The organism is Thermoproteus thermophilus, assembly GCF_055392855.1.
Genome location: NZ_AP042466.1, coordinates 1,034,759 through 1,060,962, shown reverse-complemented (window position 1 = coordinate 1,060,962; position 26,204 = coordinate 1,034,759). Strand labels below are relative to the sequence as shown.

Below are 26,204 nucleotides of genomic sequence, written 5' to 3'. Positions count from 1 at the left end.
TCTTGATATTTTACTAATTATTCAATTTATTAGATATTATAGAACAGTATTAAGAAAGAGTATGACTTTTAGAGAGATAGCGCTCGAGGACCCGGTCCCCATATCGTTCATCGTTCCCATAAAGAACGAGCCGTTGGAGGTGATAGAGGGGATGTTACTACGCTTCTCGGACTTGGACTACCCGAGAGACGCGTTCGAGATCCTATTCGTGTCGGACGACGAGCCCTCGACCTTCGCCAAGATAAAGGCCCTCGTCGAATCGGCGGCCAAGGACTTAGGGCTGGACGCGCGCGCCGTCAGGAGGGTCGGCGGGGGGAGATATAGGGGCTCCGCCTTCAACTGGGCCGTCGATATCGCCAAGTACGACGTGTTGGTGTTTCTCGACGTCGATAGCAGAATACCGCGGGACATAGCCAAGAGGGTCGCCGCCCAAGTGGACGACTCGACGCTCTTGTTCCTCGGCTGGGACGGCTATATTACGCTCTTCACGAAGCTAGGCAAACTCCTCAAGTTCGTCTATAGGTACTTACTCCTATACGGCGCGTATCTGGGGAGGGCGCTCTCGGGGGATCTCATATTGGCCTTGGGCTCCGGCATAGCGATCAAGAAACCGCTTCTGAAAAGGGCCGGCGGCTTCTGCGACTGCGTAGCCGACGACTACGACATATCGTTGAAAGTCCTCCTCGCGGGGGGCCGGATAGTGTACGACGGCGGGGCGCCCATCGTGGTCGAGATACCGTCGACGTACTTCGCCTTCAGAAAACAATTCGCGAGATGGGTGTTCAACTCTTCCTACATAGCGCGTAAATATATGTTAAAACTGTTGAAGTCGCGGTTACCGCTGAGGCGTAAGCTCAGCTTAGCCCTCAACATAATACAACACCCGCTCTTGGTCACGACGACGATATTCCTGCCTATAGTCGGGCTGGCCGCGGCCTACACTGGCTATATAATACCGCCTTTGCCGGTGGCGATCCTCGAGGCTATCTTAGGCCTCGCCACGTTGGCCCTCGTCTGGCACGTGGTGTTGTTGGCGAGGCGGGAGGGCTACGGCTTACTCGAGTCCTTGGCTATAGCGGCCCAGAACGGCGTTATGTCTCTAATTATCGACATAACCGCGTTCGTCTACATGGTGTTGGGCCTCTTCCGCGACGCCGTGACCTGGAGGGTCACCCCGAAGGGATCCAGCCAACTAGCCTTCAAGGAGAGCCTTGCGCCCGAGCTAGCGTACACCGGCGCCGTCGCCGCGGTGTTCGCCTCGGCTCTGTTAGCCCACATGTGGACCTTCGCGTTCAGCGCGTTGGCGCTTTTGCTAGTGTTGCTATACGGCCTCTACTTGGTCAAGAGTTAGCCTTATCCGAGAGCTCCCTCCGGGCCACTATGGGGAAGGCGATTACGTCCTTTATGGACTCGGCGCCAGTCGCTATCATGGCCAAGCGGTCTATCCCGATGCCTATCCCGCCGGTCGGGGGCATCCCGAAGGAGAGGTCCTCTACGAAGTCGTAGTCCAACGGATGCGCCTCGTCCTTGGGGAACAGCTCCTCCTCCCTTCTAAAGAAGTCGTATTGCTTCACCGGGTCGTTCAACTCCGTATATGCGTTGGCCAACTCGTGGCCCCCCGCAAAGGCCTCGAAACGCTCCACGAGCCCCGGCTTTTCCCTATGAGGTTTACATAAAGGCGTCGACTCCTCCGGGTAGTCGTATACTATAGTGGGCTCCACCAGCTTCTTCTCCACCAACTTCTCGAAGAGCTTCACCAAAGCTATGCCGCGGTTGTAGACTTTCAGAGGAACTTGCAACTCCCTCAACTTGTCCTTTATATCGTCGTCGGTCAGCTTATCCGGGTCCACGCCGCCGAACTCGCGCAACGCGTCGTGCAGGGTTATCCGCCTCCAAGGCGGGGAGAAGTTTATGGTGGCCCCTCCGTACCTCACCACCGCCGTCCCCACGGCGGCTTGGAGCGCCTCGTAGGTGGTCTCCTCCATGAGCCTCATCATGTCCTTATAATCGGCGTATGCCTGATACGCCTCGAGGGACCAGAACTCTGGGTTGTGCAAGGCGTCTATGTCCTCGTTGCGGAACTGCGGCCCGATCTCGAACACCTTGGGGAACCCCGCGATGATGTAGCGCTTGAGGTAGAGCTCCGGGGATATGCGGAGGTACCAATCCTCGTCGATGGCCCATATGTGCGTAGTGAAGGGCCTCGCCGCGGCCCCGCCGTATATTGGCTGGAGGACGGGGGTCGGGATCTCGATAAAACCGCGTCTCCAGAAGGCCTCGCGGAACGCTTGGATGAGCCGAGCCCTCGCGTAGACCCTCCAGCGCAGTTGTATGTCGAGTACCATAGACACGGCGCGGTGGCGCATGTAGAAGGGCGACTCCCTGTCGACTTTGCCCCATTCGGGCAAGGGCTGGACCGCCTTTGCTAGGAGGTAGAGCCGCTCGGCCCTCACGGCGTAGTCGCCCCTCTGGGTCTTGACCAAAACGCCGGAGACTCCGACGTAGTCCCCCCTCCAAATGTACTCCAACATGGGCTCCTTGGGGTCTACCATGATCTGGAACCTCGCCCCGTCCTCGTAGATGTCGATAAAGACGACGTTGGGATGTCTGCGTATGTCGGTGGCTCTGCCCGCGGTGGTCACCGAGGTCCCGACCCACGGGTCGAGGAGGGCTTGTCTCCTCAACTCGTTGAGCGTTCTAACCGTGTGGGTGATCTTAAAGCCGTGAGGGAAGGGCTCGATGCCGGCGCTTCTGAGGTTCAGTATCAGCTTGCGCCACTCGGCGACCTTGGACTCCATGGCCTGTAGAGGGCTCTATAAAAAATCAGCTATCGCCCGGACAATAGCTCGTTAGCTGCGGCGGTACGTAATGGTCGAGAGAAATCCGCCTAGAGGTGGCGAGAACAAGACCGCGCGCAGATTACCGGAAAAGAGATAGGCTATGTGACACGCCAAGACTAATATATAACTACAATTTCTAAGACATGTTGGTAGGAATTATATCGGATAGCCACGACGACGTGGACGCGATAAGGCGCGTCGCCGGGCTTTTCAGAAATAGGGGAGTGGGCTTAGTGATACACGCCGGCGATTGGGTGGCTCCCTTCAGCGCAAAGGCCTTGAGGGAGGCGTTGGGAGACGGAGTCAAGATAGTGGGAGTGTGGGGGAACAACGAGGGCGAGCTTTTGTATTTCCAGAAAGTCGCTTCGCAGTTCGGCGTCGAGATAATGGGCTATGCAGGGTCTGTTGAGGTCGACGGGAAGAAGATCGGCGTCTATCACGGCACTTCGGATCTGTTGACCGAGGCCATGATAAGATCCGGCATGTTCGACGTAGTCGTCTACGGGCACACGCACAGGGTCGACGTGCGGCGCGTGGGGAGGGCCCTTGTGTTGAATCCGGGCGAGCTCTGCGGCTGTTTGACCGGGAGGAGCACAGCGATCGTCCTCAACGTGGCAGAGCTGAAGGCCGAAGTGGTCGAGGTATGAGCCAATCCCTCGCCCAGCTGGCCGCCGGGCTCCTCTTGGGCTACAGCCTAGCTGTCCCGCCAGGCCCCATGAACGCGCTCATAGCCGCTTGGGCCCTCAAGGGGTTGAGGCACGGGACCGCCGTAGGGGCTGGCGCCATGACGGCCGATTTCATCTTCATGGTCGTCACTCTATTGCTCTATCGGGAGTTGCTAGCAGCCGTTAGTTCTAGATATACCGCTATTATATACTTCGCCGGCTCTTTCTTCCTTCTTTATATAGCGTATAGAATCGCGACATCCCGCCCTCCCGAAAACGCCGGCAATAAGGCAGGCGACAGGGCGCTCAAGGGATATCTCTTGGGGCTTTCTCTCGGGCTGTTGAACCCCTATCAGCTGGGCTGGTGGTTGACCGTGGGCCTCAGCTCCATAAGCTCCTTCGGCGTCTACTGGGCTCTCGGCCTCTTCTCCGCGATAACGACGTGGATAATCTCGTTCCCAGCCGCCGTGAGGGCCGGTTGGAGGCTCAACAGCGGGGCCACGTGGTTGACCATAAAGATCTTCTCGGCGGCCACCCTCGTGGCCTTCGGCGCATACTTCGTGTATCAAGGTATTAATCTCCTCGTCAAGCCTTAAGTGGACGCGGTGGTCATTGGGGCTGGGCACAACGGGCTCATAGCAGCGATAAGGCTCGCCGAGGCCGGGCTCAAGGTCGTCGTCTTCGACAAGGTCTTGTGGCCCGGCGGCATGGCGGGCTACCACGTGCTGGGCGGGACGGAAGTCGGCGTGGGGGCCTACGTCGTCGGCGTGATGCCCCGCGAAGTTTTAGCGCGGATCGGCTTGGATTTAGGCATCGAGGTGCCGGACCCTATAGCCGTATACGAGATGGACGGACAGTATGTCAGATGGTGGCGCGACCCCGCGAGGAGGATCGAGGAGTTCAAGCAGTGGGGGCTCGGCGACGAGATCGCGGCGTTCTGGGACAAGCTCGTCTCGTTGAACAAGACGGCGCGTAGGTATTTCTTCGGCGAACCTCCCGCCGAGGAGCAGCTGGCCGAGGACCCGGGGGCAAAGGAGCTCTTCGAGAGGACAGCGAGGGATATACTGTCGCAGTACCTCCCGCGCGAGTTCTGGCCCATGTTCCTCTACGAACACCTCTGGGACGGGCCGGCCTACGTCCTCGCCTATTTCAACCCGCCGGAGGGGTGGGGCCGGCCTACGTGGAGGGGGGAGAGGGGGATTCAAGCGTTGGCGAAGGCCCTCTACTGGAGGGCGTTGAGCTTAGGCGTCGACGTAGAGCTCGGCGTCGGCGTTAGGAGGATAATAACGGAACGAGGAGCCGTCAAGGGCGTCGAGCTGGACGCGGGCAAGATCGTCGAGGCGAAGATAGTCGTGTCGACGGCCAGCCCCGTCCACACGCTCCTCGACCTAGTGGAGGGCGTGGACGACGAAGTGAGGTCCAGGCTCGAGAACATACCAACGATGGGCCCCTATAGGCTCAACTTGGTGTTGTCGGAGCCTGTCAAGTTAAGGGCTGGGCTGGCCCCCTACAAGGACTCGATATTCCAGTTGCCCTTCGGCGAAATGGTCGTCGACGGCAACGTGGTATCCGCCGTGGGGATGCCCGACCTACATCTACTGGAGGCGTACGTGGAGAACGTGGGAAGGGCTAAGGCCTTCGAGATATGGACGCCGTCTGATTACCAGCGGGTCTTCAACGCGAGGGGGGCCTACGTCAACCACTTGCCGTTGACTCGCGACTTTTTGTTGTGCAGGCCCGTCTGCGGCTGGGGGCACAGAACGCCCATAAAAGGCCTCTACTTGGGCGGAGCCGGCACTTGGCCGGGCGGCCAGATAAACGGGGCGCCGGGCCTAAACGCGGCCGAGGCCGCGTTGAGGGATCTATGACCACCTTGGTCATCTTCGCGGGCGGCATCTCTCGGCGATTTCAGAAGCCGGGAGAGCCCTGGGTCAACAAGTGCTTGTATCCCCTGGGCGGGAGGCCGATGATAGAGGCGGTGGCCGAGGCGGCGAGGGGGCTCGTGGACGAGATATTCGTGGCCCCCGGCAAGAACGAGGTTAAGGGCTACCCGATAATAGAGGACGATCCTAGGTTCTCGGGCCCCATAGCCGCAGTGGTCTCGGCCGCTTTCAAGCTCGACGACACGTTGATCTTCGCGCCGTGCGACACGCCGTATATAACCGAGAGGGCCTTCGCGGAGTTGCTCAAGGCCGAGGGCACCGCCGTGTTCGTCCTCCCCAACGGCCTCGTGGAATCCCATATATTCAAGGCGGACTCCCGGACGGTGAGGAGTATAGCGGATCGTCTGCTGAAAAGGCGCGGGAGGCTCGACGACGTGTTCAGGCTGTCGGAGCGCGTGTCCTACATCAGCGTCGTGGAGCACGGGATATCCCCCAAGGAGCTCCACAACGTGAACTTCAGAGAGGATCTAGAGCCGCGGGCCGAGGTAGCCGGGGACGCCTTCACTGAGGACTTGGTGCTAGAGTGGAGCCCGCCGCTTGCGCGTTATATGGACACGGGCTCCAGGGAAGTTCTATGGCAAGAGCTCGCGACTTACATGGAGGCGGGGCTGTTCTCCATGGCCGCCCACGTCTTGGAGGACCTCGCCGAGGACAACAAAAGACTCGGGATCGCGGCCAGGGCCCTCAAGGAGGCGTTGGGGATCAGGAAATCAGCCTAGCGTTATCTTCTTGTTCATCTCCTTGACCTTCTGGTTGACCTCCTCGAGGATCTGCTCCTTGGTCTTCCCCTCGGTGTTTATGCCGAGGCTCCTGGCCACCTCCAACAGCTTCTTGTAGTCCTCGTCTTCAGAGGTCGCTAGACCTTGGGAGGCCCTTCTGAACTCGTGGAGCGCTTGGCCTAAGCCTCTGGCCAGCGCCGGCAATTTCGAGGGGCCCCAGATGAGCAGTATCGCTATAGCAATTAGGATAATCAACCAGTCCTGGCCTGTTATGAACAACAACATTAGAGAAAGAGATATCATCGGCATAAAAGCTTTTCCCGCATCAACCGGCCGAGAGGGCCCATTTATATATCTCATAGGAGCACGTCAACTCCACACCAGGCGGTCCGTCGAACTCGATGCCGACGTCTATCGAGGTCAGCTTGAGCTCGCCCAGGTCTATCGAGGTCCCGTTCAACGCCCTCTTCGCTATCTCCATTAAATCCCTCAAGTTAACGGCCACGGAGCCTTGTCGAACAGGCTCCTTGAACGCCAATATTAAGACCGACCAGCTCGACGAATCAACGTGGAGGAAGGCCTCTATGGGCATATCCACGCGCGCGCCGTTGATGTAGACGGGAATCTCGTAGATGCCTGCCGGCGTCCAGTACGGGCTCGGCGCGCTTTTAGTTAAGGGCGTTGTGTAGTACATCCAGAGCATGAGCTCCAAGTCCCCGGGGCCTAGGCCTGGGCCTTTAGTAAGCCATATATCGTAGGAGAAGTCGGTCACGTCGCAGTTGCCGGGGCTCACGGCGTATTCCAGCGTCATTAACGCGTTCGCGTTTAGGGCCGGAGTCGGCAACGCCAAGGGAGGCCTCGTAGTCGTACACGCTCCGAAGAGCGGATCGCAGCCGTAACGGGCGCTGGGATAGCCGAGGACTGGCGCATATGGGTTAAACTTCTGCGAGTACTTGGCGTCGACGAAGGCCCTTAGGGCCGAGCCGTTGTACTCCACCACTATTTCCCCGCTCCACGCCTTCATGTTCCAAGGATACGGCGTTATCATGACGTAGCCATCCCCTATATAGTACGACGCCATCATCTCGCCGACCGATCTGGATACGGCCTTTACCGGACTCGTGCCGTTTGGGATGAGCAACACCTCGGACGACGTCGTAGTGGTCGTCGAGATCGGCGCGGGCCGCCTCTCCACGAAGAACACGATTGCCGCTATTAAAACCACTAATAGCAAGACCAGCGCCGTTGTGCGCCTCATATTCAAAACATCGCGATATATATTTATCCGAGCGCTGTGTAGCCGATTAGCAAAAGTTTAATATAGCGGTGAACCTAAGCGGCCGTGGCCAAGAAGAGGGAAAGGCCCAGGAGGCGCAACAAGAAGGTGTTCGCGATAGCCATAGCCGCTATTATATTCGCTGAGGTGGGCTGGGTGTTGGGCACCTCCGGCTTCCGGCTTCCGTTTTTCAACAAGCCCCCCGAGCCGGACTTGGCCACGTTGTTGCGCGGCTCCCAGCTCTGGGTCCTCACCCAGAGGGGCTACGCGCCCAGCAACTCGCCGCCGCCTGCGTATAATAACTCGATAGTCGTGATAGCGGTCTCCGGCATTCCTCTGCCTAAATCGTTGTTGAACTCGACAGAGCCCGTCTATATCCTCATGCTGGATCCCTTCTATGGGCCCTATTCGTTCAACGCGGCCAACTACGTCTATTATTCGCTTTTCGGCGGCAACTACACCGTGGCCTCCCAGTACCGGAATAAGGTGGTCTTGATAATGCCCAGCGACCAGCAAGCCGCGGCCGTCTTCCAGTGGGTGGAAGAGGTCTTGGCCAAGGGTAACATCACCATCACGGCGACCTCGGCGCAACAATACTTGTCGCAATTGCTACAAGCATTGCCCATCACGGCCGTGGTCGTCAACGGGAAGGTCGTCGGGGTGGTGCAGGGCGTACCCAGTTAGTTTTATATAGGCCGCCGGGTTGGGGCGTGGAGAGCTACAGGAGAGTTCGTCTGTATTTAGAATCGGGCGAGGTCGTCGAGGGCGTCTTGTTGCCCCCGACGGCATATACGTCGCCTGATGTGTACGTCGTCAAGCTCAAGAACGGCTACAACGTCGGGATCTCGAAGGGCAAGGTAAAGAAGGTGGAGGAGGTTGGCATAATCGCGAGCCCCAAGGCCGAGGCCAAACAAGCCGAGATAAACACCGGCAGGCCCTGGGTGGCCGTGATAGCGACCGGCGGTACTATACTGTCCCGCGTCGAGTACTCGACCGGCGCCGTTTATCCCTCGGCTGATCCCTCGCTTTTGTTCGAGATGGTCCCCGAGATATCCGAGATCGCCTCGGTGCGCGTGGACGTGCTCATGGAGAAGTTCAGCGAGGACATGACCCCCGCCGACTGGGCCGCCATAGCGGAGAGGGCGGCCGAGCACTTCAGAAAAGGCGCCGTGGGGGTCGTCGTGATGCACGGCACGGATACTATGCACTACAGCTCCGCGGCCATGGCCTTCGCCTTCAAGGAGGCGCCGGGGCCTGTGGTGTTCGTGGGCTCCCAGAGGTCCAGCGATAGGCCCTCCAGCGATGCCTTCCAGAACATCCTCGGCGCTGTGATAACGGCGACCTCGGCGCCCTTCGCCGAATCCGTCGTGGCCATGCACGGGGCGTCTAGCGATGGGAAGATCTACGTGCACAGAGGCACTAGGGTCAGGAAAATGCACACGTCGAGGCGCGACACCTTTAGGAGCATAGGGACGCGGCCTCTGGCCGAGGTCGATGTCGAGAACAAATCGTTGAGGACGTTGGTCGATTCCTTCAAGGCGAGGGGCGGCTTGTCCTATTCGGCGAAGTTCAGCGATAGGGCCGCGCTGGTCAAGTTCTTCCCCGGCATGGACCCCCGCCTCCTAGACGCGTTGGTCGAGATGGGCGTGCAAGGTATCGTACTCGAGGGCACAGGCTTCGGCCACGTGAGGGATGCCCTATTGCCGTCAATAAAGAAGGCTATCGACGCCGGCGTCGTGGTGGCCATGACGAGCCAGACCCTTTACGGGCGCGTGAACCTATACGTCTATAAACGCGGCCGAGAGCTCCTCTCTTTGGGCGTTGTGCCCTTGGAGGACATGTTGCCCGAAACGGCCTACGTGAAGATGTCGTGGGCGCTCGCCAACTTTAAACGCGAGGAAGTCCCCGCCGTGTTGAGGACGCCTTTAGCTGGGGAGATAACGCCCAGGAGCGACCCCGAGGCCTTCGTGGGCGAGCTCTAATGGACCTCATAGCCGTTGTGGACACGTTGTGCAACATAAAGAGGATAGGCTGGCTCCAACGCGGCGTGGATAACGCCGAAACGGTCTGCCAACATTCCCTCTTGGCGGCTCTCTTGGCAGGCGAGATCGCGGCCGAGCTCAAGAACAGAGGACACGACGTAGATCCCGCACAAGCGGTGGCGGCCGCGGTTATCCACGACTTGGCGGAGGCGGAGCTAGGACACCCCAGCAACGGCGTTAGGTCGTCGGCTGATTGGAGCTCCCTGGAGCTGGAGGCCATGAAGCGGCTGTACCCGCACCTCTACGACCTCTTCGAGAAGTATAGAAAAACCGAAGGCGTCATAGGGGTCTTGGTGTCCTTCGCCGACAAGCTGGCGACTTTGATAAGGGCTTGTAGATACGCCGAGCTAGGGCACAAGACCGAGGACTTAGTCGAGGCCTTCTTGCGGAAGCTCTCGGGGTTCCCGCCGCCCTATCCGGAAATACTCGAGAGGTATTTGTCTAAGTATTGTCGAGCGGCTCTATCCTCACAGAGTCGGGCCTCCTCGGAATGACCAAGCTCTTGCCCAAGGGGTCCTCCAAGACGAGCGTGAACCCGCCCGCCTCGATCGCCCTCTGGACTTTGGCCACGAACTCGTCGACTTTCTGCGCGCTCTCGGGCTGGAGCACTTTTAAACGCTCCGCGTAGTCCAACGCCTTATACAAAAGCCCCTCCACCGTCGTTATAAACGGCTCGGCCTGGGGGCCGGGCTCGAGGCTGAAGCCGAGCTCCGGCGATTTCACCGACCCGGTCCTCGACCTCACCACGAACGACCTCGAGACGTCCTCGCCGTCCTCGGCCCTGAAAACCACCCTGGTGGGCTTGCCCGACTCGGCGTAGTTTATATCGAAGTATCTATACCCGCACGCGCTGCAATAGCCCGTCGAGATCAACACGTTGCCGAAATAGGGCGTATCGTATAACAACTCGGTGTAGTTGAACGCGTTGGCCCCGCACACGGGACATCTGGCTACCATCTGCGTGATTATGGACATATAACTAGTGCGCTCGGCACTATAAAAACGTGCAGAACATTTAAAACGAGGCTTTGGCGCGCGCTCATGGCTCGGAAGACCGACACGGTGGCGCTCATCGTGGCGATCGCGGCGGCCGCCCTAGTCGCCTTGTTCCTACAAGGTTTTTGGTCCATAGTGCTAGCGCCTGGGCTGTGCGGAAGCTTGGCCTGGTACACGGTCCTCGGCGTCTTGCTAGCCGTCGTTGTGTTCTACGCATACGACAGAGGCAACACCGCGTTATGGGGAATCGCCGTGGTTTTGCTCTTGATATACGTAGTCTTAGCGCTTTATTTAACGGCCAACGCGCCTAACGTGACTTGTTGATATAGCTACAAGTATCGGGCCGCTTGCCCTCGGCCGCCGACTTTAACGCCTCGGAGTCGTCTATCGAGCAGTAATACACGGGGATGCCCAGCTCGGCTATCCTCAAGCCAGTTTCTATTTTCTTCGCGATGCCTCCAGTCACGTCGACGCCGGCGGCGCCTCCCGACACGACCCCGGTTATCTCCCTCAGCTTGACCGCGCCGGGCGTGCCGGGCTCCGCGCTGTATATCCCGTCGACGTCCATGAGGAAGACCACGGCCTTCGGCCTATACACGGCGGCGAGCTCGAGCGCTATGTCGTCGCCGCTCAACACCACGTAGCCCTCATCTGAGGGGACCACATCGCCGTGTAATAGCGGATAAAGGCCTTGGGAGAGGGCGAAGTCCAACGGCTCCCTCCTCGCCAGTTTCCTCCCCCAGAACACCTCGCTGGGCTCTACAGGGAAGGCGTAGATGCCCGCCGCGGCTAAATCCTCCACGACTAGGGCAGTCTGCCTCCTCAAGGCGGCTTTAGTATATGCGAGCCCTATGGGGGTGAGCCCGAAGGCCTTGACGTGGGGATGGGCGAAGGACCCGGCGCCGTGTATCAATACAGCGCGCGTCCCCCTCAGAGCCCGCGCCGCCGGCCTCAGCCGTCCCCATCTATAGGTATAGGCTATTTTCTTGTCGGTTATAGCCGATCCGCCAAACTTTACAATTATCATCAGAACTGCCTCTGGACTATGAAAGCCGCTAGCTCCTCCAAGTCGCGGCTGTGGGGGAGCTTAGAGAGGCTCCTCAAAGCCTCCTCCTTGAAACGCTCGGCCAACGCGAGGGCCCTCTCCTTGGCGTTGGTCGTCTTCAAGAGCTCGACCCCGCGCCTCGCGTCCTCGTCGCTGACAACGGGCTTCGATAGTATGGACAAGAGCTCGTCCCGCTTGGCGCCTTCCAGCTCCTCGAGCCCCAGCAACACCACCGCGTTGCCCCTCTTATGCTCCTTGAGGTCCTTGCCTATCTCTTTTCCGAACTTCGCGGGATCGCCGAATATGTCCAACACATCGTCGATTATCTGAAAGGCTATCCCCGCGTTCATGCCGAAATCCCAAGCCGATTGAATGAACGCGGCGTCGTCTGTCACGCTCATCGCACCCCACTTGGCCGCCGCCGCTATCAACGCGCCGGTCTTGAGGCTGACCATTTTTATGTAGTCGTCGATGCTCACGGAGGGGAATCTGGCCTTGACGAAATAGGGGTCCTCGCGCCCGGCCAGCTCGAAGAGTATGTCGAGCCTCTCGCCCTCGTCTATGGCTTTTATCACCTTGGCCACGTCCTTGGCGAACTCGAGGGGCTTCGGGGTGTCCATCACGGCCTCTTCTATCGCCTCGCGGTACCATATGCCGATGAGGATCGCCGCGTAGTCCCCAAAGGCGGCCCTGGTGGTGGGCTTATTCCGCCTTATCTCCCCCCTGTCTATTATGTCGTCGTAGATCAAGCTGTAGTTGTGTATCAGCTCCACGATCGCGGCGGCCGGCAAGGCCTTATCGAAGGCGCTTGATAGGGACTCGGCCACGGCCAAGGTCAGCATAGGCCTAAGCCTCTTGCCGCCGGTGGATATCTGGTACAACACCGCGTCTTTGAAATCGGGCGCTACGTCTTTCGTGAGGTATTTAGCCAAGGCGTCCTCTATTAGCTGTCCGTACCTCCGCCAGAGCCTATCTAAGACATCCATGACGACGCTAATAGGCCTCCTTAAAATGATTATATACCGTGAGGAAGTTGGGGCATGGACCTCGCCTTGCTCGGCGTCTTCGCCGCGATCCCGCTCTTCGCGCTCGGGGCCTATAAGGCCGGCTTCATAAACATGAGGGGGGCAATAGCGGGCACGCTCGTGGCGTGGGCCCTAGCGGCGGCGGGCCTCGGCGTCTTCGCCATCTTCATGTTCTTCTTCGTCTCGGCCAGCCTCCTCACAAAGCTCAGAGGCTCTTGGAAGGCCCAACGCGGCCTCAAGGACGTCGCAGGGAGGTCGATAACACAAGTAGTGGGGGTGGGCACGCCGATGGCTTTATTCGCGCTCTTGTACACGATGGGGGTCCAACAAGCGCTGGCGGCCACTGTAGCGGCCATAGCCGTAGCCACTGCCGATACTTGGGCCAGCGAGGTCGGCGTTGCTTACGGCGGAAGGCCCAGGCTCATAACAAAGCCGTGGGTACAAGTCGAGCCCGGCACGTCGGGAGGGGTCACGCCTGTCGGCACCTTGGCCTCGTTGGCGGGCGCCGGAATTATCGGCCTCTTGTCGTATTTATTGTTGGGGCTCAACCCGTTCCTGATATGGGCTCTGGGATTCGCCGGCGACGTCCTCGACAGCGTAGTCGGCGCAGTTGCCCAGCGCAAGTATATCTGCGGCGGCGAAATGTATGACGAGCCGCGATGCCGCGACTACAAGACGACGGGGTTCTTAACTAACGAGGCGGTCAACCTCTTGGTGGAGGCCTCGCTGGGGTTGGCCTATATATTGTTCTCGATTTACCTGTAATAGCTAGATATCCTTCTCCTCGGCATATTTAAGGTATATCTTTACTTGAGGATCCGAGGCTAATAAAACAGGTAGAATTGGTCTGGATTATCCCATTCGGTCCACAGGCCTTATTTTCGGCCGCGGGTTTTAGGCCATGAAGCAATTCAACGTCGCCGATTTCAAGGAGGTTATCAAAACCGTCGCCGCGGGCCTCCACAAGATAGTCTCGGAGGCCAGGGGGAATTGCGTGTCCTTCACGCCACGCCGCGTCTTGGAATTCGCCGGAATAGACACAACGGCTCCAATAGCGTTGACGTTAGTCAAACATGTTTTGGAGGGGCTCGCGCAGAGGGGGCTCGTGGTGAAGGACGACAGCCGCTCGAGGATACGCTACGTGATCTGCCGCGGTAGATCCCCCTTGTGGGAGCCCTTGAGGGAGGGTCCGGAGGAAGTCGTCGATATTATCTATAGGGCTGTGGACTGACTCCCCTAGCTGGGAGGTTCCCCCTCGGTTCGAGGCTACACCTCATCTGGGGGACAGTTGAGAGGGTCAGAGACCCCTCATGAGGTTGATCACTAAGACGACATCGCGGTCGTTCTCAAAAACCTTCAGCTTCTCGTACTGTGCAACGTGGACCGCGTCCACGCTCGTCGTCTTGTTCTCTCCAAGCCGGGCGAGGACGGCCCTGACGCCGTCCGAGTAAGTCCTGTCTAGGACGAGCTGGGCGAGGGAATCCTCATAGCGGCTCGGATTCCCTAATCGCCAGCACGACGAGCGAGGCGTCGCGAATCCTATCATCCCCGCCCTAAAAGGCGAGGCTTTCGGTCGTAAGGCCCCGAGCGGCCGCGGGGAGTTGCCGTCATAGATAATAACTCGGGAGACCATATAGCTTAATGGACGAGAAGATCTTACAGCGTCTTTTCCTCAAAGAGCTCGGCGAAGAGGACAACGACGTGAGCTACGTGGACGGCTATGCCGTTAAGGTCGACGGGTTCGCGGAGAGCGCCGCCATGATGCCCTTCCACACATACGCCGACCTGGGCTGGAGGGCCGTCGCGGCTACTTTGAGCGACCTCCTCGTGAAGTTGGCGACCCCCAAGGCCTTGCTCAGCTCCATCACGGCCCCCGACGCGGGCAAGGCGCTTGAGATATTCAACGGCATCAAGGAGGCGGCTGCCCGCTTCGGCGTGAGGTACCTCGGCGGCGATCTCAACCAAGGCCGCGAGGCTGTCGTGGACATAGTAGCGATAGGCGCCGCCCCGGCCAGGATAGGCAGAAGGCCCAAGCCAGGCCACGTGCTCATCGCGCCTCCTCTTTTCGGATACACGGGGTTGGCCTTTGTGGCCTACAAGGAGGCGTCGCCGGCTGTGGCCAAGGGGATCTCGTGGCTTAAAAGGCCGGTTCTGGATTGGCCGAGGCCCCCGCCGCTCGAGTGCATCTCGGCGTCCATGGACTCGTCCGATGGCCTAGCCGACGTGTTGTGGACAATGGCCAGAGGCGTCGACATAATCCTCGAGGAGTTGCCCGCTCCCGACGAGGTCATCGCAGAGGCGGCGAGGCTAGGGGTCGACCCCGAGGAGGTCGTGCTGAACGCCGGCGAGGAGTACCTCCCCGTATTCGCCGTGGATCCGCGATGCAACGTGCCCGAGGGCTATATAGCCTTCGCCAAAGTCGTCGAGGGCGCCGGACGCGTATACTATAAAGGCGAGGAGTTGAAATATAAAGGGTGGGCGTATTTCAGATAATCTCAGGAGGATTTTTAGGAGGCGCGAGTTCGTGTACTCGGTAGCGGCCACTGCGGTGTTGGCCGTAATCTTGGCGACCTTCATCACGCTGTACTCATTGTATTATGCGTACGATAAAACGTTGAAGGCCTACCTCCCAGCAAAGGCGGTCTTGGACGCTTGGCGCGAGCTCGTCGAGCAGTTGCCCAACGCCACTGTGTGCATGGTCGAGGAGAGGGCCGCCGCCGCGGTCGCCTCCAACAACCCCGCCGTGTACCTCTCGGCGCCTTTTGAGTTCAACGAGACCTTGGAGGGGCTTAGGCGCTATCCTCCTCTGGACAAGCTGATAGGCGGCGCGAGCCTCCATGGCGAGATCTTTCGGTACGAGGTTAAGTTCCTCAACTGGACCTTGAAGGGCGATGTGTACTGGGCAAGGCCATTGACGCTCTTGAGGGCCTACTCGTATATAGCTACGGCGAGTTTATACGCCAACTGGGACGACGTGGACAAATTGCTGGAAGCCTACGTGCCCGAGGGCTTCGCCTTATACGGACACTTGGAGGGCGTGTTGAGGAGGGAGGGGCGAGCCTTTGTGGGGACTCTAGGCGGGGAGCTCACTTTGCTCGAGAACGCGAGGATGCGATGCCTAGGGTATTACTTGAACAAGACCTTCGAGCCGAGGATTCGCGCAGTTCTCTTCATGAACGACAACTCGAGCGAGGTGTATGTATATATCCCTGTGAGTATAGCCAAGTAGCCGGGACTAGCGGCCGCGAGCGCCGGCGATGCCGGCTCGATGAAAGGCCGTGGGGTTATTTTTTCTCGGCCAATCGCCTCAAGTGGACAGACGTGTCTACTTCGTAGGGGATGTGCCGCAGATAGGGACGCGGTATTTCGGGATAGTGGACCAAGGCACTAATATAGTCGAGGTCAGGCCCACGAGCCTCTGCCCTTTGAATTGCTCGTTCTGCTCCGTCGCGGCCGGCCCCCTTGAGCCGAGGCGATGGGCCGACTTCGTGGCGGAGAAGGATGCCTTAGTGGAGGCTCTCAGATCCGTCGTAAAGTTCAAGGGCGGCGGCGTCGAGGTGCACATAGACGGCATGGGCGAGCCCGCCGTGTATCCCCACCTAGTGGACCTCGTTCAAGAAGTCAAGGAGATAGGGGGAGTCTCCGTGGTGTCCATGCAGAGCCGCCTTTTCGTCCTCGACGAGAGGAGGATCGAGGAACTCGCCGAGGCGGGGCTGGACAGAATAAACTTAAGCCTAGATGCAGTCGATCCGGCGCTCGCCAAGGCCTTGGCGGGGGCCCGCTACTACGATCCGGGGAAAGCCATGGCCCTCGCCGAATACGCCGTCAAGAACACGAGGATGGACGTCTTGGTCTCGCCAGTCTGGCTGCCTGGGGTCAACGACGAGGAGATCCCCAAGATCGTCAAGTGGGCTCTGGGGGCCGGTCTAGGCAAGAGGTGGCCCCCTGTGTTGATACAAAAATACATACCGCATAAGAGGGGCAGAAATCCCAGAGGCGTAGCGGCCGTGGACTGGGCGACCTTCTGGAAGAAGATAAAGGAGCTGGAGGCCCTACTCGGCGTGAAGCTGGACTGGCGCAAGGAGAACCCGTTCGGCGTCCGGAAGACGGCGCCTTTGCCCAAACCGTTCACGGTCGGCAAGAAGGTCAAGGTCAGGATAATCGGAAGGGGGATCTTCAAGGGCGAGCACTTGGCGGTGCCGGTCAAGCTGTCCGGCGATCCTCTCGTGGACCGCGCCATCACCATCGTCTCGCCGGGCCGAGAGCTCCCGCCGGGGGCCGAGGCCGTGGCGAGGATAGTCGAGGACGAGGACAATATACTGCTAGCAAGGCCTGAAGTCGTCTATTTATAGCGCCGTCGGCTCGTCCCGAAACGGGCTCGGAGCGATCGTCGCGCCTATGCGAGGCTCAGGGCGCCGCGGCGACTACAGGACGAAGACGCCGCGCTCGTCCGCTAATAAGACCACGGCGTCTCTCCGTTTGGCGAATATGCCCGTGTCCACTACGCCAGGTATGGCCTTTATCTCGTCCTCCATCTCAGGATACACGGGATGAGGCGGCGTCCAGTCGAGAATGTAGTTGCCGTTGTCGGTGACGAGGGGGCCGAGTTTCCCGCCGCATCTACACGACCTCAGCTCGGCCCGGCCGCCCCACCTCCTCTCCAAGTCCTTGGCCACCAGCCTCCAGGCAGGCGGGATCACCTCCACCGGTATGGGGTGCTTAGAGGGCGCCCTTTCGACGAGCTTGTGCGCCTCGGCTATTATGACGAGCTCCGACGCCCGGTAGTCCACGACCTTCTCGCGGACTAAAGCGCCGCCTCCTCCCTTGATGAACAATCTATCCTTGGCCACTTCGTCTGCTCCGTCCACGGCCAAGTCTATCCTGTCTACCGCCCACATCGGCGCTAGGTATCGCCCGAGGCCGACCTCCACGGCCTTCATCTCGCTGTCGGCGCTAGTCGCCACCAGCACTACCTCGAGGCCTCGCTCCTTGACGACCCTCGCCAGCTCCTCTATGAATGCCTTGGCGGTAGAGCCCGAGCCGAGGCCTACCACGTACCCATCCCTTACGAACTCCGCCGCTTTCTTGGCCAAAAGCTCCTTCACGTTGGGGCCGGGCTGTTCGTGTATAAAAGCTAGGGATAGGCCCCCTCGAGCGCAATTAAGCTCCTCAACGCGTCGCGTATGCTCAACATGCCGACAGCCTTGTTCCCCTCCACGACCGGCATATGGCGTATGTTGTGCTCGATCATCTTCTGGGCGGCCATCAAGATAGGCTCGTTGGGAGCCGCCTTGATGAGCTCCTTCTGAGCCAGCTTGGCCAACGGGGTGTCTAAGCTGATGCCCTCGGCCACCACCCTTACGAGATCCCTTTCGGTGAATATCCCCACAGGGGTCCCCACGTCGTCAACGACGAGCACAGCGCCGATGTTGTAGGCGTACATTTTCGAGACGGCGCACCTCACGGTGTCCCTCGTGGTGCAGAACACAACGCGGTCGTTCATGACGTTCTTGACCTCCATAGAGGAGCGTATAATTCCCCATAATAAGTTTTATCATTATTGTTGAGTATACCGAAAAGGATAGAAAATTCTACTTTACGTAAACTCATGCGCGTCGCCTTTGTGGACCTCGAGAGGAAGTCTGTGGAGTTGAGGGAGGTCGAGGCCCAAGGCCCCGTGAGCCTCGGCGTTAAGGTCCACGAGGAGGTCGAGAGCTGGCGCCTCGAGCCGCTCTCGCCCCAATCGCCTTTGGTAATAGGCATGGGGAGGTTCGTCGGAGGCCGCCTCATCGGCGTTCATAGAATAGTAGCGGTTTTCAGAAGCCCGATGACCAGAGGCCTACACTCCAGCGCGTTGGGGGGAGCCGCCTACAAGATGATGGGGGCCGGCATAGACGCCTATGTCATCACCGGAAAAGCCCCCGAGCCGGTCGCGATACTGGCGTCGCAAAAAGGCGTCGAGATAGAGCCCGTGAAGCTCGTCTACGAGTACCAAGGCCTAAAGGGCGTCTACGCGTTTACCAAATACCTCTACGACCTCTACAAGGATTTCTTCGTCGAGAACAACGCGCGGGCCGTCGTGGTGGGGCCCGCGGCTTGGCGCACCTATAACGGAGCTCTGGCATCTATCGACGTAACGCCTAAGGGCGAGTTTGCCAAAGGCGCCGAGGACTTCGCGGCGAGGGGCGGGCCGGGCACCGCCGCCGCCCAAGGCCACAACTTAGCTGCAATAATAGCCGGCGGCAAGGCCAAAGCTAGATACAAGGAGGTGATGGATATACATAGAATAGATGAAATAGCAAAGGTCAAGCTAAAGAAAGGTTATCTTGACGCGCTCCAGGAAAAGACCGTCAAGTATAGGTTCGACCCGAGCCTCGGCACCGGCGGCACTTTCGGCGTGAACTACGTCCACTATAGGGACTTAGTCCCCCTCTTCGGTTATAAATCGATATATATGGACAGAGAGGAGAGGATCAGGCACGTGGATGCGTTGTTAAGGCTCTTCTGGAAGCCCTTCAACGAGCTCGTCTTCGAGAAGGCCAGATCTTGGTACAACTGCGGCGAGCCATGCCCCGTGACTTGTAAGAAGGTCTGGCAAGGCAAAAAGGTCGACTACGAGCCGTTCCACGCCATGGGCCCCTTCATAGGCGTGTACACCTTCGAGGACTCGGTCAAGCTAGTGGACGAGATAGACGCCTACGGCCTAGACGCTATAGAGGCCGGGCACGTGACGGCTTGGCTCTTCGACGCAGTCCATCATGGCTTGTTGACGCCGAGCGAGGTCGGCATAAGCGAGGTCCCGGCCTTCGACCCCTTGAAGTTCCAGCCAGAGGCGGACTCGAAGAGGAACGCAAAGCTGGCCCACGAGCTTCTGAAGGCCTACGCGGAGGGCGGCGGCGAGGCCGTAGAGCTGGTGTCTAAACTAGGCATTAGAAAAGCGGCCAAGGTCCTCGAGGAGAAATACGCTGATCGCGTGGCCAAGGTCGGAGTAAGGTTCAGAGACCTCGTGGTCTTCGTGGCCTACGGCGAGGAGGGCTACATGACCCCCAACTTCTACTGGGCGCCCGGCATGGTGGCCCCCATGTACGTCCAGGGGAAGTATTGGACTAACTACAACCCGACGTTCATGCCGCCTGAGGAGTTCGCCAAGACCGCCTACGATAGGGCGGTGATGGAGGCCTTGGTGGAGGACGCCGGCATCTGTAGATTCCATAGAGGGTGGGCCGAGCCGATACTAGAGGAGCTCTTCAAGTTGACCGGCTCCGTCTTGGACAAGGGCGTGTACAAGAAATTCGCCGAGTATTCCATAAAGGCGGGCGCCGATCCTAGGCCTTGGGAGAGCAAAAGAGCTATGGACATGGTGTCGACCATGGCGAGGGAGCTGGGCGCTAAGGATTGGCGGTTCGACTCCTACGACGCTTACTTGGAGTGGTGGCGCCGTTATAAAGAGGCGTTAGATAAACTAATAAATATCACCACATACTGAGCTATACCTAAGTGGTATTAGGAACATTTATAAAAAATCAGTTGTATTATCCCCATGAAGTACGTATACTCGAACTACACCTCGTCGGGCGTCGCGTTGGGCGGAATAGGGGCGGGCTCCGTCGAGATCAGGGCCGATGGGCTCCTCCACGACTGGCTTGTATTCAACAACGGCGTCTGGACCACCTTAGAGCGGTACCGTAACTACTACCCGCTAGACGAGAAGGGCTTTCTTTTAGCCGTCAGAGTGAAAGACGGCGAGCGGGTGCTAGTGCGCCAGCTCCAATCGGCCGGCTACATGCTGGGGGGCGATCCCTACAAGGCGCCGTGGTTGAAGCCGGTTAAACAGATAGAGTTCCGCGGAGAGCCTCCCCTCGCTAGGCTGAAGTACATAGACGATATGCCGGTGGAGGTCGAGGCCGAGTTCTTGTCGCCTTTCATCCCCGGGGACCTCAAGAACTCCTCATTGCCGGCTATCGTGATAAGGATAAGAGTAAGGAACAAAACGGACAGAGCGCTCGAGGCGTCGGTCTGGGCCTCGCTCCGATCGCCCTTCGAGAAGGCGGCGGTGAAGGCCGCCGGAAATGTTGCTGTTATCAAGGGAGTTGGGATCGCGCCGGATAGCCCGTTATACAAAGGCTCCATGGCCTTGGCCTTTGTGGGCAATGGAGCGCGCGCCGTGGTGGTCAAGGCGCCCAGCTACGCCGAATATGGATTCCAGAGGTACGACGGCGCTGTGGATATGCTGAACGCTTGGATACAGTTCAGGAGGGAGGGAAGGATCGAGGGCTCGGCCGCCGCCGAGGGGCCCGGGCTTTGGGTCGTGGCCACTGCGCCCATGACGTTGAGGCCCGGCGAGGCGAAAGAGGCGATCTTCGTGTTGGCTTGGCATTTCCCGAACCACTTGGACCAGTTCGGGGAGAGGCTCGGCCACTACTACGAGAACTTCTTCGACGACGCGGAGGCCGTGGCCCAATACGTCTTAAAGAACCTCGACTACCTATACGGCGAGACTGTGAAGTTCCACGACGCCATATACGGCGTCGAGGGGCTAGAGGAGTGGATCGCCGACCTAGTCGCGTCTCAGCTGACCACGTTGATCAAGGCATCTTGGCTGACAAAGGACGGCAGGTTCGCCCTATGGGAGGGGCTCGGCGATAAGTACTACGGAGGGCCGGAGAGGAACGCCTTCAACACGACCGACGTAATCGCATACGCTATGCCTATGCTGATATCGCTCTTCCCTGAGCTCGCGGCGAAGTACTTAATACAACACGCCGCGTTCGCCTTGAGGAGGGGCTCTCCGGATTGGGCGTTATACGCGCTGGCGATACCCGAGAATAGGCAAGAGTTCGAGAAGGCCTTGGCCCGCGACCCCTCGTTGTCCTTGGACTGGCCTAGGCTAATCGCCAAGGTGGCCGAAATAGTTGATAAAACCGGGAAGGACCCGGCGGGCCGGATAGCCCACTTCATGGACAAATCCATCAAGGGCGTAGACGCGTACCACATGGTCGACTTAATGCCCAAATACGTCTTGATGGCCTACACGGCGGCTAAATGGACGGGCAACAAGGCGTTGCTCCAGAACTTGTGGGAAGTCATGGAGGGCGCCGTAGAGAGCGTCGTGAGGACCCAGAGCGTAGACGGCTTGCCCTACCACAACACTCCGGCCGGCTTTGAGTGGATGAGGGCGGCCAAGGCGCTCTTCGAGGGGGCCTCCGGCCAAGCAGCAAGCGTCGCATTACAGCTGATAAGCCAAAGGCCTCTCCCCACCGGATTCCAGACGTTCGACACCTGGGCCTTCTACGGCGTCTCCTCGTACGTCGCCTTCTTGTGGGCCGCCGCCTTGAAAGCGATGGCCGAAGGCGCCGCCAGGCTGGGCGTAGATAGAGGGAAGTACGAGTCGCTCCTGAGAAGGGCCTCGGAGGGGCTGGAGAGGCTCTGGAACGGCGAGTATTTCGACTTGTGGTGGGATCCTATCACGGACGAGAGAGATAGGGCATCGATGGCGGCTCAGTTGTTCGGGCAACTGCTAGCCCACGTGGCCGGCCTGGGCTACTTAGTCGATAGGTCGAGGGTGGTCTCTGCGCTAAGGGCCGTGGCCAAGTACAACTTAGCGCCAGACGAGGGGCTCATCAACGGCGTATATCCCGACGGCGGGAGGCCCTCCTTCGTCGGCCCGACGACTTATAAGAACTTCACAAAGGGCCCCTATCTGCCGACCTGGCAGATGGACACTCCCTGGACCGGCGTGGAGTTCGCGGTGGCCGGCCACATGTTGTACGAAGGGCTCGTCGAGGAGGCCATCGCCGTGTTGAGATCTATCCACGAGCGCTACGAGCGCGTCGGGCATTACTGGAACCACGTGGAGTGGGGCGCGCACTACATGCGCCCGCTCTCTTCGTGGTTGATAGTGATGGGGGCCTTAGGCTTAAGATACGATGGTTTCGACAAGAGGCTAACGCTGAAGCCTGCGGTGACGCCGCTTAAATGGATATTCGCCGTCAACGGCAACTGGGGCGTTCTCGAGTGGAGCAACGGGAGGATGGCCGTCAAGATACTACACGGCTCCCTCGAGCTGAAGGCGCTGGAGCTACCGATGAGGCCCAAGGCGGTGAGGATTAACGGAACCGCCTTGCAGTTCTCCGGCGATACGTTAGTCGAGCTGGAGCGGGCTATCTCGCTTAGCGTAGGGGACGTCCTAGAAGTCGAATTCTAATACTGTCGATTTTAATTTCGCTATATGATATATTCGTAAAGGATAGTTAAATATTTATTACGATGACATCGTGATGACGTGATCGAGATAAGGTTCCACGGCCGCGGCGGCCAGGGCATGGTGACCGCCTCTCAAGTCCTGGCGACCGCCGCGATAATAGAGGGCAAATACGCGCAAGCGTTTCCGGAGTTCGGGCCTGAGAGGAGAGGCGCTCCCGTCAAGGCGTATTTGCGCATAGATGACAAGCCGATATACAAACGCGAGCCGATTCTAGAGCCCGACGTAGTAGTCGTGGGGGATCAGTCCCTTTTCCTCTCCGAGAATCCGCTAGATGGGCTTAAGCCGGGAGGCGTCTTGGTGGTCAACGGCGTGTACAAGGCGCCGGTCAAGACCTATTACGTCGACGCGACGTCGTTGGCCTTAAAGGTGTTGGGCAAGGCGATAGTCAACACTGCCATGATCGGGGCCGTGGTCAAGGCTACGGGAGTAGTCAGCTTGGAGTCAGCGTTGGCCGCCTTGGGCAAATACTTTACGGGAAAGGTCTACGAGCTAAACGCGCAGTTAGTTAAAATAGCGTTCGACCAGACGAGGGAGCTATGAGCTTGCCGAGAGTTCACGAGATACCGATAGGCGGCATCATAATAGAGCCCGGCTCGTCCCGTAAGAACCAGACGGGGGGTTGGCGTAGCCTTAAGCCGGTGCTCCACGACGATAGGTGTATTAGGTGCAGGATATGTTGGATGTATTGCCCTGAGGGTACTATAAAGGAGATAAAAGGCGAATTCTTAGTGAAAGGAAGAAGATATCAATATAAATATGAGATAGATTACACGTATTGTAAAGGCTGCGGCATCTGTGCCCACGAATGTCCCACCAAGGCTATCGAGATGGTGCCGGAGGCATGACGGTCGCAGTGCAGAGGCGCAAAACGGTGTTGGCCCTCACGAGCAATTACGCAGCGGCGTACGCCGTTAAGGCGGCCGATGTCGACGTCGTCGCGGTGTACCCCATCACGCCGCAGACCACCATAGTGGAGAAAATCGCCGAGTTCGTAGACGACGGGGAGCTCAACGCGGAGTTGATACACGCTGAGTCGGAGCATTCGGCCATGTCGGCCGTCGTCGGCGCGGCCGCCGCGGGGGCTAGAGTGTTCACCGCCACGTCGAGCCAAGGGCTGGAGCTGATGCACGAGGTGTTGCACATAGCCTCGGGCCTCAGGTTGCCCGTCGTAATGGCCGTGCCGGCGCGCGCCCTCTCAGCCCCCATAAGCATTCACGGCGATTATAGCGACGTGATGAACACCAGGGATACAGGATGGATAACCTATATAGCGTCCTCCGCCCAAGAAGTATACGACACCATAATACAAGCGTATAAAGTCGCCGAGACTGTCCTGTTGCCCGTCATGGTGGCCTACGACGGCTTCCTCATGAGCCACACAACGGAGCCTGTGGAGCTCAACGACGAGGAGGAGGTGAGGAAGTTCTTGCCCAGAAAGGACAGGCCCAACGTGCTTAGGCCGGAGAAGCCCATCACCATGGGCGCCTTCGCCATGCCCGATTACTATTACGAGATAAAGTACCAGGTACAAGAGGCCCTTTTGGAGTCACTCAAGGTTATAGAGGAAGTGGATCGGGAATACGGCAAGACTTTCGGCAGAAGCTACGGCGTGTTGCAGACGTATAAAACCGACGACGCGGACTACGTCATAGTGGGCTACGGAGGCGCCGCGTTCGGCAACGCGCGCGAGGCCGTGGACGCGGCCAGGGAGAAGGGCATAAAAGCCGGCGCCGTGAGGCTGAGGGTGTTCAGGCCGTTCCCTGCCGATTTGATAGCCAAGGTGTTAGCCGGCGTGAAGGCCTTCGCCGTTGTCGACAGGGCCATAACCTTCGGGGGACCTGCCGGAGGGCCCGTCTTCACCGAAGTGGCCGCGGCCTTGTGGATGAGGGGGATCGACACGCCGGGCCTCTCCGTCGTGCACGGCATTGGCCAACGCTCGATGTACGTGGAGGATTTCGTGAAGATATTCGAAATGCTCGCGAACGGGGAAAAGAATAAAGTAGTGTACATGGGATTGAGGCTATGAAGGTGTTCTTCAAGGCCGTCTGGGATCTGCCAACTGAGGAGCTCTTCGCCTCGGGCCACCGCGCGTGCGCCGGCTGCGGCCCGGCGATAGCCATGCGTTGGCTGACCAAAGTAGCGGGCCCGAACACAATAGTGGTCAACGCGACCGGCTGCATGGAGGTCACCACGACGCAGTACCCCGAGACCGCGTGGATGGTGCCGTATTTACACGTGGCTTTCGAGAACGCGGCAGCGGCGGCCTCCGGGATAGAAGCCGCTATAAAGATCCTGGAGAGGAAGGGCTTGCGGAAATCGGGGAGGACCAACGTCATGGTGATCGCTGGCGACGGCGGGACGTACGATATAGGCCTCCAAGCCCTCAGCGGGATGCTCGAGAGGGGACACCACGTCACTTACGTCCTCTACGACAACGAGGCCTACATGAATACTGGGATTCAGCGCTCAGGCTCCACGCCGAAATACGCTTGGACGACCACTACGCCGGTCGGCAAGGCTATCAGAGGTAAGATCCAGCGCAAGAAGGACATCATGGGCATCGTCGTGGCGCATCGCCCGCCGTACGCCGCGACTGCGTCTATCTCGAACATAATGGACCTCTCCAACAAGCTGAAGACCGCACTTGAATACTCCGAGGAGGGCCCGACGTTTCTGCACGTCCTCGCCCCTTGTCCGCCTGGATGGCGCTATCCAGAGGAGAGGACCGTCGAGGTGGCCAGGCTGGCCGTGGAGACCGGCTATTTCCCGTTATGGGAGTACGATCACGAGAAGGTAAGGCTCAACCCGCCGACGTCCACTATAGCGGCCGACCCCAAGCGGAGGAAACCGCTCAAGGAGTTCTTGAAGTTGCAAGGCCGTTTCGCGCACTTGACCGACGCCGAGATAGAGGAATTGGAAAGGGACGTCGTGGCGAACCTCGAGTACTTGGCCAAGCTGGCCTCCTTATAATGCGCAATTAGTATTTTAACCACATCTTTCATGGGTTGGACTTTTGAGAAGCTCAACGAGTGCATAGAAAGGCGATACGTGTCGGGGGAGCGGCTGACCTTGGCCCAGTTCAAGATAAAGGCGGGCTGCACGGTGCCCGTGCACAGCCACGAGAACGAACAAATCAGCCTTATCCTAGAGGGCAAGGCGTTGTTCACAATAGGGGGCGTTCAACGCGAGATCTCGGCGGGCGAGGTCGTCCACATACCGCCCGGCGTGCCCCACGAGGTCAAGGCCTTGACCGATATAGTCGTCGTGGACGTCTTCGCGCCTAGGCGGGAGGACTGGGAACGCGGCAAGGATCACTATCTCCGGGGATAAAAAGGTTTTATTCAGAAAAAATATCACTAGGCTAATATATAGGTTGTACTGGTAGAAGG

Annotated in this window: 30 protein-coding genes; 21 read left to right on the top strand and 9 right to left on the bottom strand. The window is 58.9% G+C overall.

The features are described from left to right. Positions 1-61: 61 nt before the first annotated feature. On the top strand, positions 62-1,351 hold the full coding sequence (locus ACZ5PA_RS06245; RefSeq protein WP_464929482.1) for a glycosyltransferase family 2 protein: 1,290 nt from the start codon (positions 62-64) through the stop codon (positions 1,349-1,351). Here ACZ5PA_RS06245 and ACZ5PA_RS06240 read toward each other — a convergent pair. Then, positions 1,341-2,798 carry a lysine--tRNA ligase gene (locus ACZ5PA_RS06240; RefSeq protein ID WP_464929481.1) on the bottom strand — a complete coding sequence of 486 codons (1,458 nt, stop codon included), beginning with the start codon at positions 2,796-2,798 and terminating at the stop codon, positions 1,341-1,343. The genes ACZ5PA_RS06245 and ACZ5PA_RS06240 overlap by 11 nt on opposite strands. 185 nt (positions 2,799-2,983) lie before the next feature. Between ACZ5PA_RS06240 and ACZ5PA_RS06235 the strand changes: the two genes are divergently transcribed. Genes ACZ5PA_RS06235 through ACZ5PA_RS06220 form a run of 4 tightly spaced genes read left to right on the top strand, consistent with a single transcriptional unit; the run spans position 2,984 to position 6,167 of the window. Then, on the top strand, positions 2,984-3,487 hold the full coding sequence (locus ACZ5PA_RS06235; protein ID WP_464929480.1) for a metallophosphoesterase: 504 nt from the start codon (positions 2,984-2,986) through the stop codon (positions 3,485-3,487). Then, positions 3,484-4,101 (top strand): LysE family translocator, encoded by a 618-nt coding sequence (locus ACZ5PA_RS06230; RefSeq protein WP_464929479.1) that lies wholly within the window; start codon positions 3,484-3,486, stop codon positions 4,099-4,101. Before ACZ5PA_RS06235 ends, ACZ5PA_RS06230 begins: the two co-directional genes overlap by 4 nt. Continuing rightward, on the top strand, positions 4,102-5,373 hold the full coding sequence (locus ACZ5PA_RS06225; protein ID WP_464929478.1) for a phytoene desaturase family protein: 1,272 nt from the start codon (positions 4,102-4,104) through the stop codon (positions 5,371-5,373). Continuing rightward, entirely contained in the window at positions 5,370-6,167 is a 798-nt protein-coding gene (locus tag ACZ5PA_RS06220) for a molybdenum cofactor guanylyltransferase (RefSeq protein ID WP_464929477.1), read from the top strand. Before ACZ5PA_RS06225 ends, ACZ5PA_RS06220 begins: the two co-directional genes overlap by 4 nt. On the opposite strand, the gene ACZ5PA_RS06215 is transcribed toward ACZ5PA_RS06220, so the two are convergent. Together ACZ5PA_RS06215 and ACZ5PA_RS06210 are read right to left on the bottom strand one after the other, a co-directional pair. Further along, positions 6,159-6,452, bottom strand: coding sequence for a twin-arginine translocase TatA/TatE family subunit (locus tag ACZ5PA_RS06215; RefSeq protein WP_464929476.1), 294 nt, complete (start codon positions 6,450-6,452; stop codon positions 6,159-6,161). The genes ACZ5PA_RS06220 and ACZ5PA_RS06215 overlap by 9 nt on opposite strands. Positions 6,453-6,492: 40 nt before the next feature. Further along, positions 6,493-7,425 (bottom strand): glycoside hydrolase family 12 protein, encoded by a 933-nt coding sequence (locus ACZ5PA_RS06210; RefSeq protein ID WP_464929475.1) that lies wholly within the window; start codon positions 7,423-7,425, stop codon positions 6,493-6,495. 84 nt (positions 7,426-7,509) lie between these two features. On the opposite strand from ACZ5PA_RS06210, the gene ACZ5PA_RS06205 reads away from it, so the two are divergent. From ACZ5PA_RS06205 to ACZ5PA_RS06195, 3 genes are read left to right on the top strand one after another with little or no spacing between them, the layout of a single operon-like run. Beyond that, positions 7,510-8,127, top strand: a complete 618-nt coding sequence (locus ACZ5PA_RS06205; protein WP_464929474.1) for a hypothetical protein — start codon at positions 7,510-7,512, stop codon at positions 8,125-8,127. A gap of 26 nt (positions 8,128-8,153) precedes the next feature. After that, positions 8,154-9,425, top strand: a complete 1,272-nt coding sequence (gatD, locus tag ACZ5PA_RS06200; RefSeq protein ID WP_464929473.1) for a Glu-tRNA(Gln) amidotransferase subunit GatD — start codon at positions 8,154-8,156, stop codon at positions 9,423-9,425. After that, entirely contained in the window at positions 9,425-9,979 is a 555-nt protein-coding gene (locus ACZ5PA_RS06195) for an HD domain-containing protein (protein WP_464929472.1), read from the top strand. Before gatD ends, ACZ5PA_RS06195 begins: the two co-directional genes overlap by 1 nt. Here ACZ5PA_RS06195 and ACZ5PA_RS06190 read toward each other — a convergent pair. Beyond that, positions 9,927-10,460 (bottom strand): ZPR1 zinc finger domain-containing protein, encoded by a 534-nt coding sequence (locus ACZ5PA_RS06190; RefSeq protein WP_464929471.1) that lies wholly within the window; start codon positions 10,458-10,460, stop codon positions 9,927-9,929. The two genes, ACZ5PA_RS06195 and ACZ5PA_RS06190, sit on opposite strands and share 53 nt — an antisense overlap. Before the next feature lie 66 nt (positions 10,461-10,526). Between ACZ5PA_RS06190 and ACZ5PA_RS06185 the strand changes: the two genes are divergently transcribed. Further along, entirely contained in the window at positions 10,527-10,805 is a 279-nt protein-coding gene (locus tag ACZ5PA_RS06185; RefSeq protein ID WP_464929470.1) for a hypothetical protein, read from the top strand. Here ACZ5PA_RS06185 and ACZ5PA_RS06180 read toward each other — a convergent pair. Together ACZ5PA_RS06180 and ACZ5PA_RS06175 are read right to left on the bottom strand one after the other, a co-directional pair. Further along, complete coding sequence (locus ACZ5PA_RS06180; protein WP_464929469.1) at positions 10,789-11,508, bottom strand: isopentenyl phosphate kinase; 720 nt, start codon at positions 11,506-11,508, stop codon at positions 10,789-10,791. The two genes, ACZ5PA_RS06185 and ACZ5PA_RS06180, sit on opposite strands and share 17 nt — an antisense overlap. Then, positions 11,508-12,512, bottom strand: a complete 1,005-nt coding sequence (locus tag ACZ5PA_RS06175) for a polyprenyl synthetase family protein (RefSeq protein WP_464929468.1) — start codon at positions 12,510-12,512, stop codon at positions 11,508-11,510. Before ACZ5PA_RS06175 ends, ACZ5PA_RS06180 begins: the two co-directional genes overlap by 1 nt. Before the next feature lie 54 nt (positions 12,513-12,566). On the opposite strand from ACZ5PA_RS06175, the gene ACZ5PA_RS06170 reads away from it, so the two are divergent. Next, positions 12,567-13,316, top strand: coding sequence for a DUF92 domain-containing protein (locus ACZ5PA_RS06170; RefSeq protein ID WP_464929467.1), 750 nt, complete (start codon positions 12,567-12,569; stop codon positions 13,314-13,316). Positions 13,317-13,452: 136 nt separating this feature from the next. Beyond that, entirely contained in the window at positions 13,453-13,782 is a 330-nt protein-coding gene (locus ACZ5PA_RS06165; protein ID WP_464929466.1) for a DNA-binding protein, read from the top strand. 66 nt (positions 13,783-13,848) lie between these two features. On the opposite strand, the gene ACZ5PA_RS06160 is transcribed toward ACZ5PA_RS06165, so the two are convergent. Further along, positions 13,849-14,097: a hypothetical protein gene (locus ACZ5PA_RS06160; RefSeq protein WP_464929465.1), complete on the bottom strand. Its 249-nt coding sequence runs from the start codon at positions 14,095-14,097 to the stop codon at positions 13,849-13,851. 95 nt (positions 14,098-14,192) lie between these two features. Here ACZ5PA_RS06160 and ACZ5PA_RS06155 point away from each other — a divergent pair, with 95 nt between their 5' ends. The 3 genes from ACZ5PA_RS06155 to ACZ5PA_RS06145 are packed head-to-tail and all read left to right on the top strand — an operon-like array spanning position 14,193 to position 16,903. Further along, on the top strand, positions 14,193-15,044 hold the full coding sequence (locus ACZ5PA_RS06155; protein ID WP_464929464.1) for a thiamine-phosphate kinase: 852 nt from the start codon (positions 14,193-14,195) through the stop codon (positions 15,042-15,044). A gap of 31 nt (positions 15,045-15,075) precedes the next feature. After that, on the top strand, positions 15,076-15,780 hold the full coding sequence (locus tag ACZ5PA_RS06150; protein WP_464929463.1) for a hypothetical protein: 705 nt from the start codon (positions 15,076-15,078) through the stop codon (positions 15,778-15,780). 49 nt (positions 15,781-15,829) lie between these two features. Continuing rightward, entirely contained in the window at positions 15,830-16,903 is a 1,074-nt protein-coding gene (locus ACZ5PA_RS06145) for a radical SAM protein (RefSeq protein WP_464929462.1), read from the top strand. Positions 16,904-16,975: 72 nt separating this feature from the next. Here ACZ5PA_RS06145 and rpiA read toward each other — a convergent pair whose 3' ends face one another. Together rpiA and ACZ5PA_RS06135 are read right to left on the bottom strand one after the other, a co-directional pair. Then, positions 16,976-17,656 carry a ribose 5-phosphate isomerase A gene (rpiA, locus tag ACZ5PA_RS06140; protein ID WP_464929461.1) on the bottom strand — a complete coding sequence of 227 codons (681 nt, stop codon included), beginning with the start codon at positions 17,654-17,656 and terminating at the stop codon, positions 16,976-16,978. A 29-nt stretch (positions 17,657-17,685) separates the two neighbouring features. Then, positions 17,686-18,072 (bottom strand): CBS domain-containing protein, encoded by a 387-nt coding sequence (locus tag ACZ5PA_RS06135; RefSeq protein ID WP_464929460.1) that lies wholly within the window; start codon positions 18,070-18,072, stop codon positions 17,686-17,688. Positions 18,073-18,159: 87 nt separating this feature from the next. Between ACZ5PA_RS06135 and ACZ5PA_RS06130 the strand changes: the two genes are divergently transcribed. From ACZ5PA_RS06130 to ACZ5PA_RS06100, 7 genes are all read left to right on the top strand, one after another. After that, on the top strand, positions 18,160-20,037 hold the full coding sequence (locus tag ACZ5PA_RS06130; RefSeq protein WP_464929459.1) for an aldehyde ferredoxin oxidoreductase N-terminal domain-containing protein: 1,878 nt from the start codon (positions 18,160-18,162) through the stop codon (positions 20,035-20,037). A 54-nt stretch (positions 20,038-20,091) separates the two neighbouring features. Next, entirely contained in the window at positions 20,092-22,755 is a 2,664-nt protein-coding gene (locus tag ACZ5PA_RS06125) for a GH116 family glycosyl hydrolase (RefSeq protein ID WP_464929458.1), read from the top strand. A gap of 78 nt (positions 22,756-22,833) precedes the next feature. Beyond that, positions 22,834-23,355 (top strand): 2-oxoacid:acceptor oxidoreductase family protein, encoded by a 522-nt coding sequence (locus tag ACZ5PA_RS06120; protein ID WP_464929457.1) that lies wholly within the window; start codon positions 22,834-22,836, stop codon positions 23,353-23,355. After that, positions 23,352-23,660, top strand: a complete 309-nt coding sequence (locus ACZ5PA_RS06115) for a 4Fe-4S binding protein (protein ID WP_464929456.1) — start codon at positions 23,352-23,354, stop codon at positions 23,658-23,660. Before ACZ5PA_RS06120 ends, ACZ5PA_RS06115 begins: the two co-directional genes overlap by 4 nt. After that, entirely contained in the window at positions 23,657-24,841 is a 1,185-nt protein-coding gene (locus ACZ5PA_RS06110; protein WP_464929455.1) for a transketolase C-terminal domain-containing protein, read from the top strand. Before ACZ5PA_RS06115 ends, ACZ5PA_RS06110 begins: the two co-directional genes overlap by 4 nt. After that, positions 24,838-25,785 carry a thiamine pyrophosphate-dependent enzyme gene (locus ACZ5PA_RS06105; RefSeq protein WP_464929454.1) on the top strand — a complete coding sequence of 316 codons (948 nt, stop codon included), beginning with the start codon at positions 24,838-24,840 and terminating at the stop codon, positions 25,783-25,785. Before ACZ5PA_RS06110 ends, ACZ5PA_RS06105 begins: the two co-directional genes overlap by 4 nt. Positions 25,786-25,815: 30 nt before the next feature. Then, positions 25,816-26,145 (top strand): cupin domain-containing protein, encoded by a 330-nt coding sequence (locus ACZ5PA_RS06100; protein ID WP_464929453.1) that lies wholly within the window; start codon positions 25,816-25,818, stop codon positions 26,143-26,145. The last annotated feature ends 59 nt before the right edge of the window (positions 26,146-26,204 follow it).

What these genes read in the sequence shown, in the direction of transcription:
- ACZ5PA_RS06245 (WP_464929482.1), top strand. Translation starts at nt 62, where the DNA reads ATGACTTTTAGAGAGATAGCGCTCGAGGACCCGGTCCCCATATCGTTC.
- ACZ5PA_RS06240 (WP_464929481.1), bottom strand. Translation starts at nt 2,798, where the DNA reads ATGGAGTCCAAGGTCGCCGAGTGGCGCAAGCTGATACTGAACCTCAGA.
- ACZ5PA_RS06235 (WP_464929480.1), top strand. Translation starts at nt 2,984, where the DNA reads ATGTTGGTAGGAATTATATCGGATAGCCACGACGACGTGGACGCGATA.
- ACZ5PA_RS06230 (WP_464929479.1), top strand. Translation starts at nt 3,484, where the DNA reads ATGAGCCAATCCCTCGCCCAGCTGGCCGCCGGGCTCCTCTTGGGCTAC.
- ACZ5PA_RS06220 (WP_464929477.1), top strand. Translation starts at nt 5,370, where the DNA reads ATGACCACCTTGGTCATCTTCGCGGGCGGCATCTCTCGGCGATTTCAG.
- ACZ5PA_RS06215 (WP_464929476.1), bottom strand. Translation starts at nt 6,452, where the DNA reads ATGTTGTTGTTCATAACAGGCCAGGACTGGTTGATTATCCTAATTGCT.
- ACZ5PA_RS06210 (WP_464929475.1), bottom strand. Translation starts at nt 7,425, where the DNA reads ATGAGGCGCACAACGGCGCTGGTCTTGCTATTAGTGGTTTTAATAGCG.
- ACZ5PA_RS06195 (WP_464929472.1), top strand. Translation starts at nt 9,425, where the DNA reads ATGGACCTCATAGCCGTTGTGGACACGTTGTGCAACATAAAGAGGATA.
- ACZ5PA_RS06190 (WP_464929471.1), bottom strand. Translation starts at nt 10,460, where the DNA reads ATGTCCATAATCACGCAGATGGTAGCCAGATGTCCCGTGTGCGGGGCC.
- ACZ5PA_RS06185 (WP_464929470.1), top strand. Translation starts at nt 10,527, where the DNA reads ATGGCTCGGAAGACCGACACGGTGGCGCTCATCGTGGCGATCGCGGCG.
- ACZ5PA_RS06180 (WP_464929469.1), bottom strand. Translation starts at nt 11,508, where the DNA reads ATGATAATTGTAAAGTTTGGCGGATCGGCTATAACCGACAAGAAAATA.
- ACZ5PA_RS06175 (WP_464929468.1), bottom strand. Translation starts at nt 12,512, where the DNA reads ATGGATGTCTTAGATAGGCTCTGGCGGAGGTACGGACAGCTAATAGAG.
- ACZ5PA_RS06170 (WP_464929467.1), top strand. Translation starts at nt 12,567, where the DNA reads ATGGACCTCGCCTTGCTCGGCGTCTTCGCCGCGATCCCGCTCTTCGCG.
- ACZ5PA_RS06165 (WP_464929466.1), top strand. Translation starts at nt 13,453, where the DNA reads ATGAAGCAATTCAACGTCGCCGATTTCAAGGAGGTTATCAAAACCGTC.
- ACZ5PA_RS06160 (WP_464929465.1), bottom strand. Translation starts at nt 14,097, where the DNA reads ATGATAGGATTCGCGACGCCTCGCTCGTCGTGCTGGCGATTAGGGAAT.
- ACZ5PA_RS06155 (WP_464929464.1), top strand. Translation starts at nt 14,193, where the DNA reads ATGGACGAGAAGATCTTACAGCGTCTTTTCCTCAAAGAGCTCGGCGAA.
- ACZ5PA_RS06135 (WP_464929460.1), bottom strand. Translation starts at nt 18,072, where the DNA reads ATGGAGGTCAAGAACGTCATGAACGACCGCGTTGTGTTCTGCACCACG.
- ACZ5PA_RS06130 (WP_464929459.1), top strand. Translation starts at nt 18,160, where the DNA reads ATGCGCGTCGCCTTTGTGGACCTCGAGAGGAAGTCTGTGGAGTTGAGG.
- ACZ5PA_RS06125 (WP_464929458.1), top strand. Translation starts at nt 20,092, where the DNA reads ATGAAGTACGTATACTCGAACTACACCTCGTCGGGCGTCGCGTTGGGC.
- ACZ5PA_RS06115 (WP_464929456.1), top strand. Translation starts at nt 23,352, where the DNA reads ATGAGCTTGCCGAGAGTTCACGAGATACCGATAGGCGGCATCATAATA.
- ACZ5PA_RS06110 (WP_464929455.1), top strand. Translation starts at nt 23,657, where the DNA reads ATGACGGTCGCAGTGCAGAGGCGCAAAACGGTGTTGGCCCTCACGAGC.
- ACZ5PA_RS06105 (WP_464929454.1), top strand. Translation starts at nt 24,838, where the DNA reads ATGAAGGTGTTCTTCAAGGCCGTCTGGGATCTGCCAACTGAGGAGCTC.
- ACZ5PA_RS06100 (WP_464929453.1), top strand. Translation starts at nt 25,816, where the DNA reads ATGGGTTGGACTTTTGAGAAGCTCAACGAGTGCATAGAAAGGCGATAC.